The following is an 18709-nucleotide window of genomic DNA, read 5'->3' on the forward strand; positions in this document are numbered from 1 at the left end:
TGAACCGCCCCACACTTCGCGCATTGGACAGGCAACATGAGCAACGACATCCTGCGGTTCGCCACGGCGGGCTCGGTCGACGACGGCAAGAGCACGCTGATCGGGCGCCTGCTGTACGACTCCAAGTCCATCTTCGAGGACCAGCTCGACGCGGTGGAGCGCACCAGCGTCGCCCGGGGTGAGGAGCACACCAACCTGGCGCTGCTCACCGACGGACTGCGCGCCGAGCGCGAGCAGGGCATCACCATCGACGTGGCGTACCGCTACTTCGCCACGCCCCGGCGCACCTTCATCATCGCGGACACCCCCGGGCACATCCAGTACACCCGGAACATGGTCACCGGTGCCTCCACCGCCGACCTCGCGATCATCCTGGTGGACGCCCGCAAGGGCCTCCAGGAGCAGAGCCGCCGCCACGCCTTCCTCACCACCCTGCTCCAGGTGCCGCACCTGGTGCTCGCGGTGAACAAGATGGACCTGGTCGACTACTCCCAGGACCGCTTCGAGGAGATCAAGTCCGAGTTCGCGGAGTTCGCCGCCAAGCTGGACGCGCGCGACCTCACGTTCGTGCCGATCTCCGCCCTGCACGGCGACAACGTGGTCAGCCAGTCCGAGAACATGCCCTGGTACACGGGCGGCTCCCTGCTGCACCACCTGGAGAACGTGCACATCGCCTCGGACCGCAACCTGATCGACGCCCGTTTCCCGGTGCAGTACGTGATCCGGCCGCACCGCTCGGACGACCCCGAACTGCACGACTACCGGGGCTACGCGGGCCAGCTCGCGGGCGGCGTCCTCAAGCCCGGCGACGAGGTCACCCACCTGCCCTCCGGTCTGTCCACGCGCATCGCGAAGATCCGCACGGCGGACGGGGAGGTCGCGGAGGCGTTCTCGCCCATGTCCGTCACCCTCCTGCTGGAGGACGAGATCGACATCTCCCGGGGCGACATGATCTGCCGCCCCAACAACACCCCCACGGTGTCGCAGGACATCGAGGCGATGGTGTGCTGGATGACGGACGCGCGCAAGCTCACGCCGCGTTCCAGGCTCCTCGTCAAGCACACGACCAGGACCGCGAAGGTGGTGGTCAAGGACCTGCGCTACCGGCTGGACGTGAACTCGCTGCACCGGGACGAGGCCGCCGACCACCTCGCGCTGAACGAGATCGGGCGGGTGCGGCTGCGCTCCACCCAGCCCCTGTTCGTGGACGAGTACGCCAAGAACCGGCAGACGGGCGGGTTCATCCTCATCGACGAGGCCACCAACACCACGGTGGGTGCGGGAATGGTCGTCAAAGCTGACTAGACGTACCCGCTGAATAGCCAAACATTCCTCACGGGGTCGCCTTTCGGCGGCCCCGTTTCGTGTGTTCTGAGAGGGGTGACCGAGTGGGTCCGACCGGACCACTCGGGTCGCGGTTTCTTACGCGAACATTTCAGGTTGTGAATCCTCGGAGCACTTTTTCTGGTCCTCGGTGCCGATTGGTTCCGGGTCAATGGTGTGTCTGGAGGAGCTCAAGTTACCCGGCGTTAGGGCCGTGTGCAGGGGTGGAGACCAAGCAGAGTGTCACCTCGAACGGAGCGATTCTGGCCTATCGGCTAGGAGTGCGGAGGGTGATCGTTGAGAAAAATTCTCTCAGCCTCTGGCAATCCGGGGTCAAGTCTGCCTAAAGTGTGCGAATCGCGTACAGCGTCGCAATCGGGCCAATACGCACGGTTATGACCTGTCGCGTACTCCCACTATGGAAACCCCCACAAGGAGGAACCGCGTGAAGAAGCACCCCACTCGCAGGGTCGCGTTCAGCGCTGTCGCGGTCAGTGCACTCACCATTCCCCTCGCGCTGAGCGGGGCCACCGCCGGCGCCTCGGAGCTCGCGCCGGTGTACACGAGCTCCGCCGCCTCCGGCGGTGACTGGTTCGTGGTCCTTGAGGACAGCATGAACGCCAGCTCGGTCTCCCCGTCGGCCTTCGGCATCTCCGCCGACCAGGTCAACCACACCTACGAGGAGACCATCAACGGCTACTCGGCGGAGCTCAGCGACGCCGAGGTCCAGGAGCTGCGCGCCCAGGACGGCGTCGCCTACATCGAGCAGGTCGGCGAAGCCACCACCATGGTCCCGTGGGGCCTGGACCGCATCGACCAGGAGGACCTGCCGCTGGACGGCTCCTACACCACGGAGTCCGACGGCAGCGGCACCTCCGTCTACATCATCGACACCGGCATCGACGACTCCCACCCGGACTTCGGCGGTCGCGCCGAGGTCGGGTTCGACGCCACCGGCGGTGACGGCGGCGACCGTCAGGGCCACGGCACGCACGTCGCGGGCACCGTGGGCGCCGACAGCTACGGCGTGGCGCCGGGCGCCTCGCTCTACGGCGTCAAGGTCCTCGGTGACGACGGCTCCGGCACCTACGACGACGTCATCGCGGGTATCGACTGGGTCGCCGCGAACGCCGACGCCAACGCGGTCGCGAACCTGTCCCTGGGCGGCCCGGCCTCGCAGGCCGTGGACGACGCCGTCAACGCCCTGGCCGACTCGGGCGTCTTCGTGGCCGTGGCCGCGGGCAACGAGGGCCAGGACGCGGGCAACGTCTCCCCGGGCGGCGCCGAGGGCGTGGTCACCGTCGGTGCCTCCGACGACTCCGACGCCACCGCCTCCTTCTCCAACTACGGCCCGGCCGTCGACATCTACGCTCCCGGCGTCGACGTCGAGTCCACCATCCCCGGTGGCGGCACGGACAGCTACTCCGGCACCTCGATGGCCAGCCCGCACGTGGCCGGCGCCGCCGCTCTGTACAAGAGCTCCCTCGGTGACGACGAGCAGAGCGTCATCCTGGACTGGCTCACCGAGAACGGTGGTTCGGACAAGCTCAGCGGCGTTCCCAGCGGCACCGTGAACCTGCTGCTGAACGTCCAGGGCCTGTAACCCGGCCGGGTTGTGGGGTCCCCGCGCGTCCACACCCAGCGGATCTGACGAGAGAAGGACGGCCCCGGGCCGGGAGTACACCTCCCGCCCGGGGCCGTTCCCGTGCGCCCCCGACAGTGGAGTCACTGTGTGTGCATCAGGCATCACCAAAGGTCATATCCTGGGGTCGTGGATGGATATCGTCTGGTGTTCGTCGGCGGGATGGGCCGTTCCGGTTCCACGCTGATCGAACGCCTTCTTGGTGAGCTGCCCGGGTTCTGCTCCGTCGGTGAGGTCGTGCACCTGTGGCGCCGGGGGCTGGTGGAGAACGAGCGCTGCGGGTGCGGTCTGCCCTTCGCCGACTGCGGCTTCTGGAGCGAGGTCGGCAAGCGGGGGTTCGGCGGCTGGGAGCGCCTGGACGTGGAGGCGCTGCTGCGCCTCAAGGACGGTGTCGACCGGACCCGCTACCTCCCGGGGCTGCTCCAGGGTTCCGCGGGGGAGGGCGCGCTCGCGGCCCGGAGCGCGCGCTACACCGAGTTCTACCACCGGCTCTACTCGGCCGTCGCCGAGGTCAGCGGGGCCCGGGTGATCGTGGACGCGAGTAAACACGCCTCCCTGGCCGCCTGCCTGCGCTGGCGGTACGGCTCCGGTATGCGCCTCCTGCACGTCGTGCGCGACCCCCGGGCGGTGGCGCACTCCTGGAGCAAGCGGGTGGCCCGGCCGGACGCCGCTCCGGGCAGCTCCGAACCGGAGATGGCGCGCTACTCGGCGGGGCGCGCGGCCGTGCAGTGGATGACCCAGAACTCCACGCTGGACGAGCTCGCCCGCCAGGGGCTCCCGGCCCTGAGGGTGCGGTACGAGGACTTCGTGGCCGACCCGGAGGGCGAGTTCGGGCGCGTCGCGGCCTTCGCCGGGCACGCGGGGGCCCCGCTCCGTCTGGGCGAGGGCGGGGTGGAGCTCGCGGAGGGGCACGCCGTCTCCGGGAACCCGATGCGCTTCCAGGCGGGTCCCGTGGGCGTCCGGGCCGACCATGGCTGGCGGCGTGACCTGGCCCCCTGGCGCCGGTGTCTGGTCGAGGCGGTCACCGCCCCCACGCGCGGTCGCTATGGGTACTGATGTCCGCTACCTGGTTCCCAGGGTGTTGCACGGGGGATACATAACGTATTGTCATTACGTGAACACTCTGGGTTGTCATCGGGGAAGCTAGGGGGCGGTTGACCATGGTGGGCGGACCGGTACGAGGTATGGCGGCGACGGGGGCGGTCCTGCTCGCCCTGGGGCTGACGAGCGTGGGTGACGGCCCGACCGAGGCCGCGGCACCGGCGGAGGACCGGCCTCGGCAGAGCCCCTCCGTGCCGAACTCGGCGTCGTTCCTCGGCCTGCCCTCCACCGTCGAGACCCAGTGCACGGTCTCGGACATCCTCGAACCCTCCTGCGGCGTCTGGTGGGGCGCCAGCCCCGACGGCGACGACGTGGCGGCGCTGGAGGCGGCGGTCGACCGCGACATGGACATCGTCTACACCTGGCGCGGTATCGACCAGGCCGACGTCCCCGGCGACCGCGAGCGGCGCATGATCGCCGAGGGCCGCTTCGTGCACACCAACATCGAGGCCCGCCGCTTCACCCAGGGGCGCTCCGACATCGCCTACCGCGACATCATCGCGGGCGAGTTCGACTCCTCGCTGCGGTCCCAGGCGCGGGCCATCGCGGAACTCGACGTCCCGTACTTCGTCACCTTCGACCACGAGGCCGACGGCAAGGCCCGGTACAACAACCGGGGGACCCCGGAGGAGTTCGTGCGCTCCTGGCGGCACATCGTCGACCTCTACCGCTCGGAGGGCGCGGACAACGCGATCTGGGTCTGGAACGTGACCGGGTGGCCCGGCAACCTGGACCGGCTCCCGGGCCTGTGGCCCGGCAACGACTACGTCGACTGGATCAGCTGGGAGGCGTACAACATGACCGGCTGCGAGAAGATGAACGACTGGAACCACGTCGACTCCTTCGAGGACGCCCTCGCCCCGACCTACGAGTGGATCCAGCAGGAGGGACCCAAGCACGGCATCGACCCCCGGAAGCCGGTCATGATCGGGGAGATGGGGACCACCGACATCGGCGCCAGCGCGACCACCAAGTGGTACACCGACGTCCCGGACGTCCTCAGGCGCTACGAGCGGGTGCGGGCCGTCAAGCTGTGGGACAGCGAGGTCGGCGCCGACTGCGACTTCCGGATCCTGGCCAACGAGCACGCCCGGCGCGGGTTCGCGCAGGCGGGCAAGGACCCCTACGTGAACCTCCCCGAGCGGGTCCGGCGCCTGGCGGAGTACGCGGTGACCCGCGACTGAGCGCGGCCGGGCCGTCCCGGTGCCACCGGGACGGCCCCGCGTCTCAGCCGCCCACCGGCCTGGACATCGACCAGGTGTGCGGTCCGCCGTCGGGCAGGTCGTACTCCGCGGTGACCACGAACCCCAGCGACTCGTACAGCCGGACGTTCTCGGGCGTCGCCGTCTCCAGGAACGCGGGCACCCCCGCGGCGTCCGCCTCACGCAGACCGGCGCGGATCACCGCGCGGCCCAGCCCCCGGCCCCGGGCCCGGGGCCGTACCCCCACGGTGCCCAGGAACCAGACCGGCTCCTTCGGCCGGTGCGCCTCCATGGCCTTCTCCGCCGAGGCGTAGGCGTCGGCACGGTCGCCCGCGAGGTTGACCAGCGTGGGCAGCAGCCCGGCCACGACCTCGTCGGCCCCGCCCGAGTCGGGCGTGGACCAGACGGCCACGGCCGACAGGTCGTCGCTCACCCACACCCGGCCGTGCGGCAGGCCGACCTCGGCCAGGAAGAGCCGCTGGAACTCGCGGAGGCGGGCGAGGTGGTCGTCTGCGGAGATCGTGTGCCGGGTGAAGGGGTAGTCCCGGAAGGCCTCGGTGAGGGTGTCGGCCGCCTCGGCCACGTCCTCGTTGACGGCCTCCCTGATCACGGGTCCTCCGGTCGTGTCGGCTTCGAAGATGGCGTCCCCCCGGTGTCGTGTGCTCGCCCCGACCCCGTGCGGGGCACGGGGGAGAGGCTATCGGTCGGGTCGGACCGCCCGCCTGGGAGAGGAGGTCCGGGCCATGGTCCGGGCCGCCACTCGGCCGACGCCGGACCTGAGAAGGAGCGGGCATCTGGACGGCCCGCGCCGGAGCGCCCCGGCCTACCCGCTTGACGCGGCGGACGCTCCGAGAGGGGAGCGGCGTGGGTGCCCGGGCCCTCCCGGGTCGTCCCCGCCGCGAAGCGAGGACGACCCGGGGGCACGCCTCAGACCCCCTTGCCGCGCAGGTGGAGCAGGCGGAGGATCCACGCGGGCGGCATCCCGCACACCACCAGGAGGGCCAGGTACGCGCGGGCCTCCAACGGTCGGCTGCGCAGGGTCCGGCCGATCCACCGCAGAGCCCGGCCGCGCCGTTTGGCCGAGGCCTCCGCGAAGGCGATCTGCCCCGCGATCCTCGCGTACCCGCGTGGCACCAGCGCGAACTCGGGGTAGCGCTCCAACAGCCAGCGCAGGGCGGTGGAGATGGTCTGCCAGCGCTCCGAGAAGAACGACTTGCGGTGCCACAGCACCCGCACGCCGGGCTCGGGGATGTTGCGGATCGGACCCCGCCGGGCCAGCCTCAGCAGGAGTTCGTAGTCCTCCGCGTAGCTTCCGGGGATCTCCTCGCTCACGGTTCCGCAGCCGTCGATCATGGCCCGGCGCCGGATCAGGAAGGTGGACGGGTGCAGTTCGGTCAGACGGGAACGCAGCAGGTCGGAGAAGGTGACGCTGGTCCGCTCCAGGATCCGCTCGGACTCGACCCGGTCGTAGACCACCTGGATGCCGCAGCACACCATGTCCGTGTCCGGCTCCTCGCGCATGATCTCCACCTGGGCCCTCAGCTTCTCGGGCATCCAGGTGTCGTCGTCGTCGCAGAAGGCCACGAGCTCCGTGTCGGCGCCGAGCACCCCGGTGTTGCGCGCCCCGGCCAGCCCCGGTGTGAGCGTGTTGGTCACCACACGGACCGGACGGTCCCCCTCACCGTGGGTGAGGGTGGGGTCCGGCTGGTCGTTGTCGAACACCACGATGGTGGTGATGCGCCCCGGGTAGTCCTGCTCGACGATCGCGCGCAGGGTGCGCCGCAGCAGCTCCGGCCGGTCCCGGGTGGGCACCACCACGGTCACGGCGGGCCAGGTGTCGCCCGGCACCTCGGCCGTCACCCGGGAACCCGTGTCCCGCCGGGCGCCCTCCTCGACCCCGTCGGCACCGTCCCGGTCGTCGGTGAGCAGGTCGATCAGCTCGCCGGCGCGCCGGGCGGCCCGGTCGGGACCGTCCTCGGCGGCGGGGTCCACGCGGAAGTCCTCGGGGGACTCCCGGGCCTTGTCGATGAAGGCGTGCAGCTGCTGGGCGGTGGCGCAGGCACGCACCCGTCCCGCGTCCTCGACCCGGCGGACGAACAGCAGCTGGTGCTCGTCCACGTGCTCGTCCAGCTCGGGGTCGCGGGCCACCACGACGGGCAGGTGTCCGGCGGCCCGCGCCTGGGTGATGGTTCCGGGGCCCCCGTGTGTGACGACCACGGAGGCCGCGCGCATCGCCTCGGACAGCTCCTCTCCGGACAGGAACGGGGTGCCCGAGGCCTTCTCCGGGGCCCGGCTGTGCCCGTGCTGGACCAGGACGCGCAGGTCGGGGTTGCGCCGGGCGTAGTCGTCGACCCACCTCACGAGGCGGTCGAAGGAGTGGTGGTCGGTGCCGAGGCTGACGACCACGTCGGCGTGGTCGCTGCCCTCGGGGCTCTGGGTGGGACGTGTGGTCTGTTCGGTCACAGGAGCGGTCCTACGGTGATGGCGGTCGGCATGAACGAGCGCTGTTCCTCCCACTGGGCGAGGTACAGCCGGGTGAACGGCTTGCAGAGCCGGGCGGTGAGGGTGGGGGTGTCGATGCGGTCGTACACCTCGATGTAGACGGTGGGGATCCGCATCAGCCAGCCCAGGACGAAGAACGGCAGGGCCACCCCGGCGCCGGTGCTGACCACGGCGGCGGGGCGCAGCGCCCGCATCGTCCGCAGGGCCAGGCCGGTGTTGCGGAGCAGGTTGCCGAGGTGGCGGGTGGTGGGGTGGTGCGCCCAGCGCACCGACTCGTCGGTGAGCGCGGACTCGGCGTCGGGGGTGCGGAAGGTGACCCACACGCGCTCCCTCCCACGCCACCAGGGGCGTAGGGACCGCAGCTGGGTGAGGTGGCCGCCGCTGGAGGCCACCAGGAGAACCGGTCGTTCAGACATACGGTGATCAGTCCATTGCTCTGGGTGTTGGCTTGTGGGTGTCGTGCGCACGGTGGGCGGGCGGACCGGGTTCACCTCCGCAGTTCGAGGCGGTCGCGCAGCCGCCAGACCGTGCCGAGGTGCCCGAGGGCCCCCACCAGCACCGCCGCCGCCAGGACCGGCACTCCGCCGCCGGTCACCGCGTCCAGGAACAGCGGCAGGGCGCCGAACCACACCAGCGCGCTGCCCGTGGCGGCCAGCACCGGGCGGCTCACCGGGTGCAGGACCACCAGGGACCGCAGCTGCCACAGGGGCAGGAGTTTGCGGACCAGCGCGGCGGCCACCAGGGCGACGGCCGCTCCCGCGGCCCCGTACGCGGGTACCAGGAGCACGCACACCGCCACGTTGGCCAGCAGTGACATCACGTTGTTGAGCAGGTTCAGCCCGGTGCGGCCGGTCATCGTCAGGACGAGGTCTCCCATGCCCAGCACCTGGGCGGTCAGCTGGCCCGCGCACACGATCACCAGTGCCAGGACCCCGGCCTCGTAGCCGTCCCCGAACAGCCGCATCACCTCGGGGGCGAACACCAGCGCGGTCAGGTACAGCGGCCAGTTCAGGCACACCAGCCAGGCCGTCCCCGCCTGGTACAGCGAACGCACGGCCGCGTGGTCGCGCGCGGCCAGGAGCTCGGCGAAGCGCGGCTGGGCCGCGTAGAGCACGGCCTGGGTGCCGAACTGGCCGACGACCATGATCCGTGTCGCGGCCGTGAAGACCGCCGCCCCGCTCAGCCCGTTCAGCAGCGCCACCATCACCACTCCGCCGCGCTGCACCCCCATCTGGGCGACCCCGCCCAGGGCGCGGGGCAGCGCGAACGACCAGAACACCGCCGGGGTGACCCGCTCGTCGCGGTCCTCGGCGCCGACCGGTGACCGGTCGGCGCCCGTCGTTTCGGTCCCCGCCGGTTCGGCCGGTGTCCCTTCGGCGGGTGCCGGGTCGTCCGGACCGGCGCGGCGCACGATCCGCCCCAGCCAGAACCAGGCCAGCACCGCCGCCGGGAGGTACGGACCGGCCCAGGCCAGGGCCAGCAGCCCGGCCGAACCGGACAGCGCGATCATCCCCACCAGCCCCAGCTGGGCCAGCGGACGGCCCACCTTGTCCACCACGACCGTCACCGACATGTCGTGGTGGGCGCGGGTCGCCGCCAGCGCGGAGTCGGTGAGCACGGCGAAGGGCAGGAAGAGCGCCAGGGTCCGCAGGTAGGCGGCAGCCTCCTCCGAGCCCAGCGCCTCGGCCAGCGGTCCGGCGAAGACCATCAGTCCGGCCGCGACCAGGCAGGACGCCAGCACTGCGGGTCCCAGCGCCAGGCGCAGCAGCACCGGCACGCCCTCGGGGCGGCCGAACACCCGCATCCGGGCGATGAAGTACACCAGCCCGTCCGGGGCGCCCGCGTTGGCCACCGCCGCCATGATCAGGAACACCGAGGTGGCGGAGAACAGCAGTCCGGCCGTGTCCTGCGAGAAGGCCCGGGTGATCGCCACGATCAGCGCGAGGTTGAGCGCGGCGCTCACCACCGCCCCGGCCATGTTCACCACACCGCCGCGCAGGACCCGGCCCAGGCCGTTCCCGCGCCGTGTCCCCGTGGGGGTCACGCGCACCACGAGGGGGTGCGCCCCCACCAGGTGGCCAGCCGGGCGTCGCTGTCCGCGAAACGCGAGGTGAGCTCGGCGCGCAGGGTCTCGGGCATCACCGCGCGCTTGCGGGCGTTGTGCCGCCCCAGGGAGAGGTCCGGCCCCGGTGGAAGGCCGAGGAAGTCCAGGATCCCGGCCAGCGCGCGGGGACCGCCGTCGAACAGGTCCGCGTAGTCCACCACGTGCATGCGCTCACGACCCACCGCCGCCTCCATCCGCTCCAGCTGGTCCGCGTAGCGGCCCCGCGCCACGTACCCGTGGTGCTGGTGCGAGTGGGAGTGGTGGCCAGGGTCCTCCACCAGCCGTTCCTCGGTCCCGGCCAACCGCCGCTCCTCCAGTTCGAGGGCGCGCGCGAACGGCTCGGTCTCGAACCCCCGCGCGGTCTCGTGGGCGTGCGCCGAGTAGGCCCGCTCGACGGGGTCGCGCAGGATCACCACGATCCGCGCCTCCGGCAGCTCCTTGGCGATCCGCTCGGCGGAGAGCGGGTGGAACAGGTAGTAGGGGCTGGACTCGAACACCCGGACCCGGGGCCGCCCCCACCGGGGACGCAGGGACGCGCGCAGCGGGAAGTGCGAGCGGTACCAGTCCGGTCCGCGGTGGTGGCCGGTGTCGAAGTAGTGCACGCCCTTGCGCAGGACCGGCCCGGTCGCCCCCGGATGCTGGGACAGGGCCTTGAAGAGCGAGGTGGTGCCCGAACGCTGGGCTCCGCAGATGAGGAAGTCGGGCACGGCCCGGGCGGCGCTGGTGACACCGCCCAGGCCGTCCGCGAGCGGCAGCAGGGCGCGCCGTGCCGGGACGGCCAGGCGGTTCAGGGGCGAGGTGGCCCGGGGCATGGGCGAGCTCCTTGTGTGCGTGGCCCCCGTCCGGGGACGGGGGCCGGGCTGATGTCGGCCAGCCGCGGAGCGGGCGCGGCTGCTACTGCGTGGCGTGCGCCGGGGCGGTCCGGCACGGCCGTCAGACGGGGCGGACGGCCTCGTGGGCCGCCCTCTCCTGGAGCCCGTCCAACGCGGGCAGCAGCCAGTCGTCGACGGCGGCCATGCCGCTGCCGGACTCCGCCTGGCGGTCGTGCAGGTAACGCGTGGCGAGGTCGATCAGGTACAGGGCCATCACCGTGGACACGGTGTGGTCCCGCAGTCCGAACCCCGCCAGCATCGGATCGCGGAGCAGCCGGGTACCGCTGTCCAGCCACCGGTGGACACCCGGGTGCACCCCGGCCTGCACGCACTCGTTGAGGTCGAAGTGCAGGGCGTCGAACCCCGCTGGTGCGTCCATGGTGAGGCGCTCCCAGTCCCAAACGAAGGCACGACGCGCCGTGCTCGCGATGTTCCACCTGGTCAGGTCGCCGTGCCAGGCCCCGAAGGGCAGGGACACGTCGGGCAGCCGGTGCAGCGCGGTACGCAGGGGCGTGGCCTCGGGACGCGCGCCGAGCCGGGCGATCCGCTCGTCCAGGGACCTCCGGTAGGGGCTCTCCGAGAGTCTGCGCTCGCGCACCTCGGAGATCCCCACGATCTGGGTGACACAGCGCAGCAGCTGGTGCCGGGTGGGCCGGTCCGTCTGGTGGCCGACCGGCAGCGCCTCCTGCACCAGCATCGGGTGGCCGTTCCACTCGCCGTCGTAGAGCGGGCGGGGCACGGTCACGTCCCGCAGCCGGGCCCGCGACAGGCGGTGCAGGGCCCGCGTCTCGGCGCGCACCAAGCGGGCGGTGAGGTCGTTGACGCCCACCTTGGCGTAGCCGATGGTGCGCCCGCCCGGGGTGAGCAGGAGCAGGACCGGTTTGCGGTTGGCACGCGGCGGGCCCACGTGTATCGCGATGGCCAGCTCGCGGTCCAGGGCGGTGGTGAGCGCGTGCTCGATCCCCGGCCCCGCGCCGACGAAGAGCCGGTCGCGCAGGAGCAGCGGAGCCACCCCGGTGGCGAAGGCGCTGGTCAGCATCAGGGTCCGCAGCCGCTCGCGCAGGGAGTGCCCCTGGGCGAAGGAGGTGATCCCCCGCGTGGCCGCCGAGCGGTTGTGCGCGGGCAGGATCACCCGGGGGTTGTGGGCGTTGGGCACCGGTAGGTACTGGTTGCCCCGGTTGCGGTACGCCATGCGCCGCACCGCCCCGTCACCCGTGCCGAGCAGGCCCCCGCAGGGCCACAACACCGCCGCGAGGTCGGTCAGATAGGTGGTCTCGCTGTTCACCAGGCACCCCCGCCGGTGTGCGCGGTCCCGCGTCGCCGGAGCACCGGTTCCTCGCCGCGCCAGAGCAGGGCGACGGCGATCATGGTGACGGCGAGGGGGGACATCAGCGCGACGTAGAAGAACATGTACCAGAACAGAAGCAGGACGGTCAGCAGTGCTCCCTGACCGACCGGAGTGGACGCGGCGCGGTAGCGCCAGGCCACCCAGGCGAAGAACCCGAAGAGCAGGACGGTGCCCACCCAGCCGCTGGAGATCAGGGTGATCCACAGCTGCCCGGCGTTGCCGATCACGTGCTGCCCGCAGCCGGGGCAGTCGGCCGTGGGGCCGATCGCGATGGAGTCGGAGCTGCCCAGCGCCTCCCGGGTGGTGCCCCAGCCGTTGACCGGGGACAGATGGGCGGCCTCGACGGACGCGGCGTTGGTGGCCGCCCGCCCGTTGTCGCTGTGCGGGTTGTCCGCCCGGGCGCGGACCACGTCCGCGAGCGGCGACAGGGCCAGGGCGATCAGCACCGCGACCACGGCCACCGCCCCGGCGCCGACCAGGACGACGCGGCCCCGGCGCACCGCCTGCACCGCGCCGAACGCCAGGGAGAGCGCCAGCCCGGCCCACAGAGCGCGGTTGAGGGAGTGCACGACCGGGGCCACGGACACGGCGACCAGGGCCAGGGCGCCCAGCCGGGTCCACCCGGACCCCTGGACGAACCAGCCGACCACGACCCACACCAGCAGCAGGGACAGCATGTAGCCCCACACGTTGGTGTACTCCCACGGCGCCTTCGGGCGGGCCGACTCGACCCCGCCGAACACGTCCATGACCTGGGCGGACGCCGGATGGATCAGCGTCTGCATGTAGGGGTCCTTCGCCAGTGACCCCGGGACCAGGTACTCCAGCGGAGCCGTGAACTCGAAGCGGGGCGCGAGCATGCCGAGGTAGCCCCCGGCGACCGTCACCACGCACAGCACCGCCAGCGCCCACACCACGACGCGGACCGGGAGCTCACGCTCGGTCAGGTTGCCCACGTAGAGGAGCAGCACCGTGAGCACGAGGTAGTTGATCACCCGGAGCAGGGCGCCCGGGTAGCCGCCGCTCTCCGGAACCGTCCCGGGCATCTCCAACGGGACCAGGGCCAGGCCCAGGACCGTCCACACCAGGAAGAGCCCCCACAGCCAGAAGCCGGGCGGGACCCGCAGCCCGACCGTCCGGTGTCGGCGGACCAGTTCGGCCAGCATGGGGACGGCGAAGAGCCAGTAGGCGAACTGGCCCATTCCCAGCGCCCACCACAGCGGGTACCCGGCCAGCAGCCACACCAGCGGGTTCCCGGTGACCGGGGCGCCCCCGCGTCGCGGAGCGACCTCCCAGGCCGAACCGTGCACGTCTCGGCCGCCGACGGCGGCGCCCCGGCCGGTCAACGCCGTGACCCCGCTGCCGCGGGCCTGTGCTTGGTCGACTTCTTCTTAGCGGACGCGGTGGCCTTGCCCTTGGCGGGTCCGCCGTTCGACCCCGCCGGAACCTCGGCCCCGGCCTGGTCGCCCTCGGCGGTCTCGACGGCCTCAGCAGGCTCGGAGGTCTCCGTGCCCTCGTCCGCCCCATCGGCCCCGGAGGCCACGGCAGCCTCGGCCTCCGCGACCCCGGCAGCTTCAGCATTGCCAGTGCCCTCGGAGGTCCCGGCAGACTCAGCAATCCCGGCAGCCGCGACGGTCCCGGTGCCCCCGGCTGTCTCCTTGCCCTCAGCGGCAGCAGTACCACCGCCACCCGTCGCGGCGGAGTCAGCGGCCTTGGCGGTCGCAGCGGCCTTGCCGACCCCGGCGCCCACCTCAGCGGTCTCGACAGTTTCAGTGGCCCCAGTGGACGTGATGGTCGCGGTGTCCCCGGCGGCCCCGACAGTCTCAGCGGAACCGGTGGACTCCGTGCCCTCGGCAGCCCCGGTGGTCGCGGCAGCCCCGGTGGTCGCGGCGTCGTCGGACCCCTGCGGCGTCGCTGCGGGCCCCGGCTCCGGCTGGCGGGGCACGGTGACGACGCCCGGGACGGTCACCCCGAACCGCGCACCGGCGGCGACCAGGGCGGTCAGGTCGGCACGGCGGGTCCGGCCCAGCTCGACCACGGGAAGCAGGAGGTCGGCGGACCCGGCCAGGGCGTGGGCGTCGGCGCTCTCCACCACGGAGGCGGTCACGACCACCACGAACGCGGCGCGCGGACGCAGCAGCTCCACCAGTTCGGCGGCGCCGCCCTGGATCGGGGCGACGGTCCCGGGGCGTCCGTGGCGGAGCACGCTCAGACGCGGCACGGCGGTGGGGCGGGCCTCCAGGTCGGCGGGGTCCTCCCCGTCCACCAGGACCTCGGTGAGTCCGGGCCCCGGTGGCAGGTCGAGGAGCACCTCGGCGGCGTCGGTGCGTGGGTCGGCGCAGACCAGCAGCGTCGGGGAACCGGTCCGGGCCAGGGCGGCGGCCAGGTTCACGGCGGCGGCGGTGCCCGCGCGCCCCGGGGTGGTCCCGGCGACCACGAGCACGTGCCCGGGGACCGGCCGGTCGTCGGCGTCGTCACCGGTGTCGGTTACGGGGGAGGCCCCGGAAAGACGGGCGCGGGCCAGGTGCGCGAACTCGTTGGCGTGCTGGCCGCCGGGGTCAGTGTCGGTGAGCAGCCCCGGGGCGGGGGCGGAGCGGTCGGCCGTCCGCGCGGTGGACAGGTCCAGCAGGACGGGGACGGTGCCCACGCGGGCGGTGTCCTCGGTGTCGTGCACGCGCGGGTCCAGGCGGTCGCGGACCACGGCCGCCAGCAACCCGGAGAGCAGACCGAGGGCGACCCCGGCGACCAGCCACAGCGCGGGCACGGGGGAGGAGGGGGACTCGGGCAGTTCGGCGGGGGTGATCACCTGGCCGGGGGAGAAGGTCTCCAGCAGGGCGCTGAGCGGGCTGATGCCGTTGCCGAGGTCGCTGATCTCCTGGCGCAGCCCGTCCGCCTGGGCGTCGGCGCTCGCCTGCGCGGGGCCCGATCCGCCCGAGTCGAGCTCGGACAGCCGCTCGTACAGGGCGTCCTGCTCGTCGCGCAGGGCGTCCAGCCGTCCGTCGATCAGGGCGCGGGTCCGATCCGCCCGGTGCTCCAGGTAGGCGGTGGCGAGGGCGTCGGCGCCGTCCCGGGCCGCCTCCGGGGAGCGGGCGGAGTAGTGGAGTTCGAGGATGTTGCTGTTGGAGGGGACGGTGACCTCGATCCGCTCCCGCAGGTCGGCGGGGGAGGGGTCACCGGGAAGCGCCGCCGCCATTCCACGGGTGACCTGGTCGGAGACGACCACCTGGGCCTCGCTGTCGAGGTTGACGTCCCCGGTCAGGCGGCCGGACCGCTCGCCGGTGAACTCGGCCATCTCGGTCGGCTGGACCTGCACGGCCGCCACGGAGGTGTAGGTCGACGGAACCGCGAACAGACCGGCGGTGGCGAGGACCAGCCCGCCGAGCACCCCGGCGCCCACCAGGCGCCAGCGGCGCCTCAGCAGCGCGGTGTACTCCTTCAGTTCCGGTCCGGACGGGCCTGGGACGTCGGTGTCCATCGGGTCCTCTCCACACAGACATGGCAGCACTTTTAGTGAACGATTGCATACTAAGTGTAATCCCTTTGGCTGCGGCTGGTGGTTTGGGAAACCACGCATTTCCCATGTGGTGATGTCCGCAAACCGGCTATGACGTGGGACGATCCACCCAGAGTCGGGCGAAGACACCCGAAACGACGGAGGGGGCGGTGGGGGTCTCCCCCCACCGCCCCCTGTTCGGAGCCCTGTCGTTTCGGCTAGCCGCCGAGGATCACCGGGGGCAGCCCGGTGTTCGACTCCCACGCCTCGTCGCAGTCCTTCTGGGTGGACACCGTGTGGGATCTGGCGGAGCAGGCGCGGTACTCCGCGGCCTGGTCCTGGTAGACGAACAGGACCGAGAGCATGGCCGAGGACACGACGATCCCGATCACGCCCAGGGCCACGCTCATCAGCGCGCCCGGAGCCTGCGACCCGTGCGAACGCGCGGCGCGTCGGGCACGGAACCCCTGCACCACACCGAACACGGACAGCACGACGCCGTAGGGCGGGAAGAGCAGACCCGCCAAGCCCAGGAACAGCCCCCACAGGCCTCCTCGCTCGACCCTGGGCGGCTGGCCGTCGGCACGGGGCTCCGGGCTGTTGTCGGTCACAGGTTCACTCCTTCGGGGACGCCCCGCACCATGGGGCGCCGTGGTCCGCTCGCCCGAGCGGATCGCGTGGCGTTGGTGAGACGGGACCGCGCACCCCCTCCGAGGCCTCCACCGGAGGCGGAGACGGCCCGGTCCGCGTGAGGTAGACGCTACCCGGCCCGATAGGGTGGGAACGCGGACGGGCCGACGAGGCCCAGGCCTGGCGTCCGTACCAGGCGTACGCGCATCCCGGATGCTGTGCCGTCCCCCGGCGCCCCCGGGAGTGGGGACCCGGTCCCCGCACCGTTCTTCTACACATGAGGGAGACGCACGCTTTGTCCGCGCGAGTGGTGGTTCTCATATCGGGGACGGGCAGCAACATGGCCGCCCTGACGGAAGCCGCGAAGGACCCCTCCTACGGGGCCGAGATCGTCGCAGTGGGAACGGACCGCGAGGGAACACGGGGCGTGGAGGTCGCTGACGCGGCCGGAATCCCCACCTTCGTCGTCCCCTTCCGCTCCTTCTCCGACAGGTCCGCCTGGGACGCGGCCATGTCCGACCGGATCGCGGAGCACGAGCCCGACCTCGTGGTCTCCGCCGGGTTCATGCGCATCCTCGGGCCCGCCGTGATCGGCCGTCACCAGGCCGTCAACATCCACCCGGCCCTGCTGCCCTCCTTCCCCGGCGCGCACGCCGTGCGTGACGCGCTGGCCCACGGTGTCCGCGTCACCGGCACCACCATCCACTTCCTCGACGAGGGCGTCGACTCCGGTCCGATCATCGACCAGGTCGCGGTGCCCGTCGAGGACGGTGACGACGAGTCCAGCCTCCACGAGCGGATCAAGGTCGTGGAGCGGCGGATGCTGGTCGACACGGTCGGCCGCCTCGCCCGCGAGGGCTGGACCATCGACGGCAGGCACGTGCGGTTCGGCCGCACCGACACGAAGGAGTCCCGGTGACCCAGCAGGCCATCAGGCGTGCGTTGATCAGCGTCTACGACAAGACCGGCCTGGAGGAGCTCGGCCTCGGCCTGGCTGAGGCCGGAGTGGAGATCGTCTCCACCGGCTCCACCGCCGCCCGCCTCACCGAGGCCGGCGTCCCCGTCACCCCCGTCGAGGACGTCACGGGCTTCCCGGAGATCATGGAGGGCCGGGTCAAGACCCTGCACCCCTCCGTGCACGGCGGTCTCCTCGCCGACCAGAACAACCCCGACCACGTCGCGAAGATCCGCGAACTGGGCATCGCCCCCTTCGACCTGGTCGTGGTCAACCTCTACCCCTTCTCCGACACCGTCGCCTCCGGTGCCTCCGAGGCCGACTGCATCGAGAAGATCGACATCGGCGGGCCCGCCATGGTGCGCGCCTCGGCCAAGAACCACGGCAGCGTGGCGATCGTGGTCGACCCCGCCAGCTACGGAGCGACCCTCGAAGCGGTCCGCGCGGGCGGCTACACCCTCGACGAGCGCAAGGGCCTGGCCGGGCTGGCCTTCCAGCACACCGCCGCCTACGACGCCGCCGTCGCCGACTGGTTCGCGGGCACCTACGCCCCCGACACCGAGGCCGAGAGCACCGGCTGGCCCGCCTTCCGCGCCTCCGTGCACACCCGCCAGGCGGCCCTGCGGTACGGGGAGAACCCGCACCAGAAGGCGGCCCTGTACACCGAGGCCACGCCCGGTGGCCTGGCCGGGGCCGAGCAGCTGCACGGCAAGGCGATGTCGTACAACAACTACGTCGACGCCGACGCCGCCCTGCGCGCCGCCCACGACTTCGACGAGCCGTGCGTGGCGATCATCAAGCACGCCAACCCGTGCGGGATCGCCGTGGGCGCCGACAACGCCGAGGCGCACCGCAAGGCGCACGCCAGCGACCCGGTCTCCGCGTTCGGCGGCGTGATCGCCACCAACCGCGAGGTCGGCGCCGCGTTGGCCGAGCAGATCTCCGAGGTCTTCACCGAGGTGGTCGTCGCCCCCGGCTTCACCCCCGAAGCCGTCGAGACGCTGTCCCGCAAGAAGAACATCCGCCTGCTGGTGGTCTCCCAACCCGACCGGGGTCCGCGTGTGGAGACCCGCCAGATCAGCGGCGGCCTGCTGGTCCAGGACACCGACGTCATCGACGCCGAGGGCGACGACCCGGCCGCGTGGACGCTGGCCACCGGGGCGCCCGCCGACGCGGAGCTCCTCGCCGACCTCGTTTTCGCCTGGAAGGCCGTGCGCGCGGTCAAGTCCAACGCGATCCTGCTCGCCTCCGACGGCGCGACCGTGGGCGTCGGCATGGGTCAGGTGAACCGGGTCGACTCCGCCGGTCTCGCGGTCTCCCGCGCCGGGGAGCGCGTGCGGGGTTCCGTGGCCGCCAGCGACGCCTTCTTCCCGTTCGCGGACGGCCTGGAGATCCTCACCAAGGCCGGGGTCCGCGCCGTGGTCCAGCCCGGTGGGTCGGTCCGCGACACCGAGGTGATCGCCGCCGCCGAGGCGGCCGGGGTCACCATGTACCTCACCGGCACCCGCCACTTCTTCCACTAACCAGTCAGCGAGGA

General features: G+C 72.2%; 14 protein-coding genes and 1 pseudogene. 6 read left to right on the forward strand and 9 right to left on the reverse strand.

Going from position 1 to position 18709, the window contains the following annotated elements; genetic code table 11:
• The first annotated feature begins 36 nt into the window (after positions 1–36).
• The 4 genes from cysN (at position 37) to ACFW3L_RS18910 (ending at position 5250) form a co-directional block, all read left to right on the forward strand.
• Positions 37–1305 (forward strand): sulfate adenylyltransferase subunit CysN, encoded by a 1269-nt coding sequence (cysN, locus tag ACFW3L_RS18895; protein WP_378742199.1) that lies wholly within the window; start codon positions 37–39, stop codon positions 1303–1305.
• Between the two features lie 463 nt (positions 1306–1768).
• Entirely contained in the window at positions 1769–2926 is a 1158-nt protein-coding gene (locus tag ACFW3L_RS18900; RefSeq protein WP_378742200.1) for a S8 family peptidase, read from the forward strand.
• 201 nt (positions 2927–3127) lie between these two features.
• Positions 3128–4021, forward strand: coding sequence for a sulfotransferase (locus ACFW3L_RS18905; RefSeq protein ID WP_378742457.1), 894 nt, complete (start codon positions 3128–3130; stop codon positions 4019–4021).
• A 128-nt stretch (positions 4022–4149) separates the two neighbouring features.
• Complete coding sequence (locus ACFW3L_RS18910; protein ID WP_378742202.1) at positions 4150–5250, forward strand: glycoside hydrolase family 26 protein; 1101 nt, start codon at positions 4150–4152, stop codon at positions 5248–5250.
• A 43-nt stretch (positions 5251–5293) separates the two neighbouring features.
• On the opposite strand, the gene ACFW3L_RS18915 is transcribed toward ACFW3L_RS18910, so the two are convergent.
• From ACFW3L_RS18915 to ACFW3L_RS18955, 9 genes and pseudogenes are all read right to left on the reverse strand, one after another.
• Positions 5294–5878, reverse strand: coding sequence for a GNAT family N-acetyltransferase (locus ACFW3L_RS18915; RefSeq protein ID WP_378742205.1), 585 nt, complete (start codon positions 5876–5878; stop codon positions 5294–5296).
• 317 nt (positions 5879–6195) lie between these two features.
• The gene (locus ACFW3L_RS18920; RefSeq protein WP_378742208.1) at positions 6196–7731 is read right to left on the reverse strand and encodes a glycosyltransferase; all 1536 of its coding nucleotides are present in this window, start codon (positions 7729–7731) and stop codon (positions 6196–6198) included.
• Positions 7728–8186, reverse strand: coding sequence for a UDP-N-acetylglucosamine--LPS N-acetylglucosamine transferase (locus ACFW3L_RS18925; protein WP_378742210.1), 459 nt, complete (start codon positions 8184–8186; stop codon positions 7728–7730). The genes ACFW3L_RS18920 and ACFW3L_RS18925 overlap by 4 nt, the downstream gene beginning before the upstream one ends.
• Before the next feature lie 71 nt (positions 8187–8257).
• On the reverse strand, positions 8258–9841 hold the full coding sequence (locus ACFW3L_RS18930) for a lipopolysaccharide biosynthesis protein (RefSeq protein WP_378742212.1): 1584 nt from the start codon (positions 9839–9841) through the stop codon (positions 8258–8260).
• Positions 9811–10686 (reverse strand): sulfotransferase family protein, encoded by an 876-nt coding sequence (locus ACFW3L_RS18935; protein ID WP_378742214.1) that lies wholly within the window; start codon positions 10684–10686, stop codon positions 9811–9813. The genes ACFW3L_RS18930 and ACFW3L_RS18935 overlap by 31 nt, the downstream gene beginning before the upstream one ends.
• A gap of 121 nt (positions 10687–10807) precedes the next feature.
• Entirely contained in the window at positions 10808–12031 is a 1224-nt protein-coding gene (locus ACFW3L_RS18940) for a phosphotransferase (protein ID WP_378742216.1), read from the reverse strand.
• Positions 12031–13440 (reverse strand): annotated as a pseudogene (locus tag ACFW3L_RS18945) (ligase); the annotation flags it as partial. The pseudogene ACFW3L_RS18945 and the gene ACFW3L_RS18940, both read right to left, overlap by 1 nt.
• Positions 13437–15569, reverse strand: coding sequence for a chain length determinant family protein (locus ACFW3L_RS18950; RefSeq protein WP_378742218.1), 2133 nt, complete (start codon positions 15567–15569; stop codon positions 13437–13439). The pseudogene ACFW3L_RS18945 and the gene ACFW3L_RS18950, both read right to left, overlap by 4 nt.
• 236 nt (positions 15570–15805) lie before the next feature.
• Positions 15806–16198, reverse strand: a complete 393-nt coding sequence (locus ACFW3L_RS18955; protein ID WP_378742220.1) for a DUF4190 domain-containing protein — start codon at positions 16196–16198, stop codon at positions 15806–15808.
• A 326-nt stretch (positions 16199–16524) separates the two neighbouring features.
• Here ACFW3L_RS18955 and purN point away from each other — a divergent pair, with 326 nt between their 5' ends.
• A complete protein-coding gene (gene purN, locus ACFW3L_RS18960) occupies positions 16525–17136 on the forward strand; it encodes a phosphoribosylglycinamide formyltransferase (RefSeq protein WP_378742222.1) in 612 nt (203 codons plus the stop codon).
• Positions 17133–18695, forward strand: a complete 1563-nt coding sequence (gene purH, locus ACFW3L_RS18965) for a bifunctional phosphoribosylaminoimidazolecarboxamide formyltransferase/IMP cyclohydrolase (RefSeq protein WP_378742224.1) — start codon at positions 17133–17135, stop codon at positions 18693–18695. Before purN ends, purH begins: the two co-directional genes overlap by 4 nt.
• Positions 18696–18709: the final 14 nt, after the last annotated feature.

It is taken from the genome of Nocardiopsis sp. NPDC058789, from assembly GCF_042745575.1.
Classification (GTDB): Bacteria; Actinomycetota; Actinomycetes; order Streptosporangiales; family Streptosporangiaceae; genus Nocardiopsis; species Nocardiopsis eucommiae.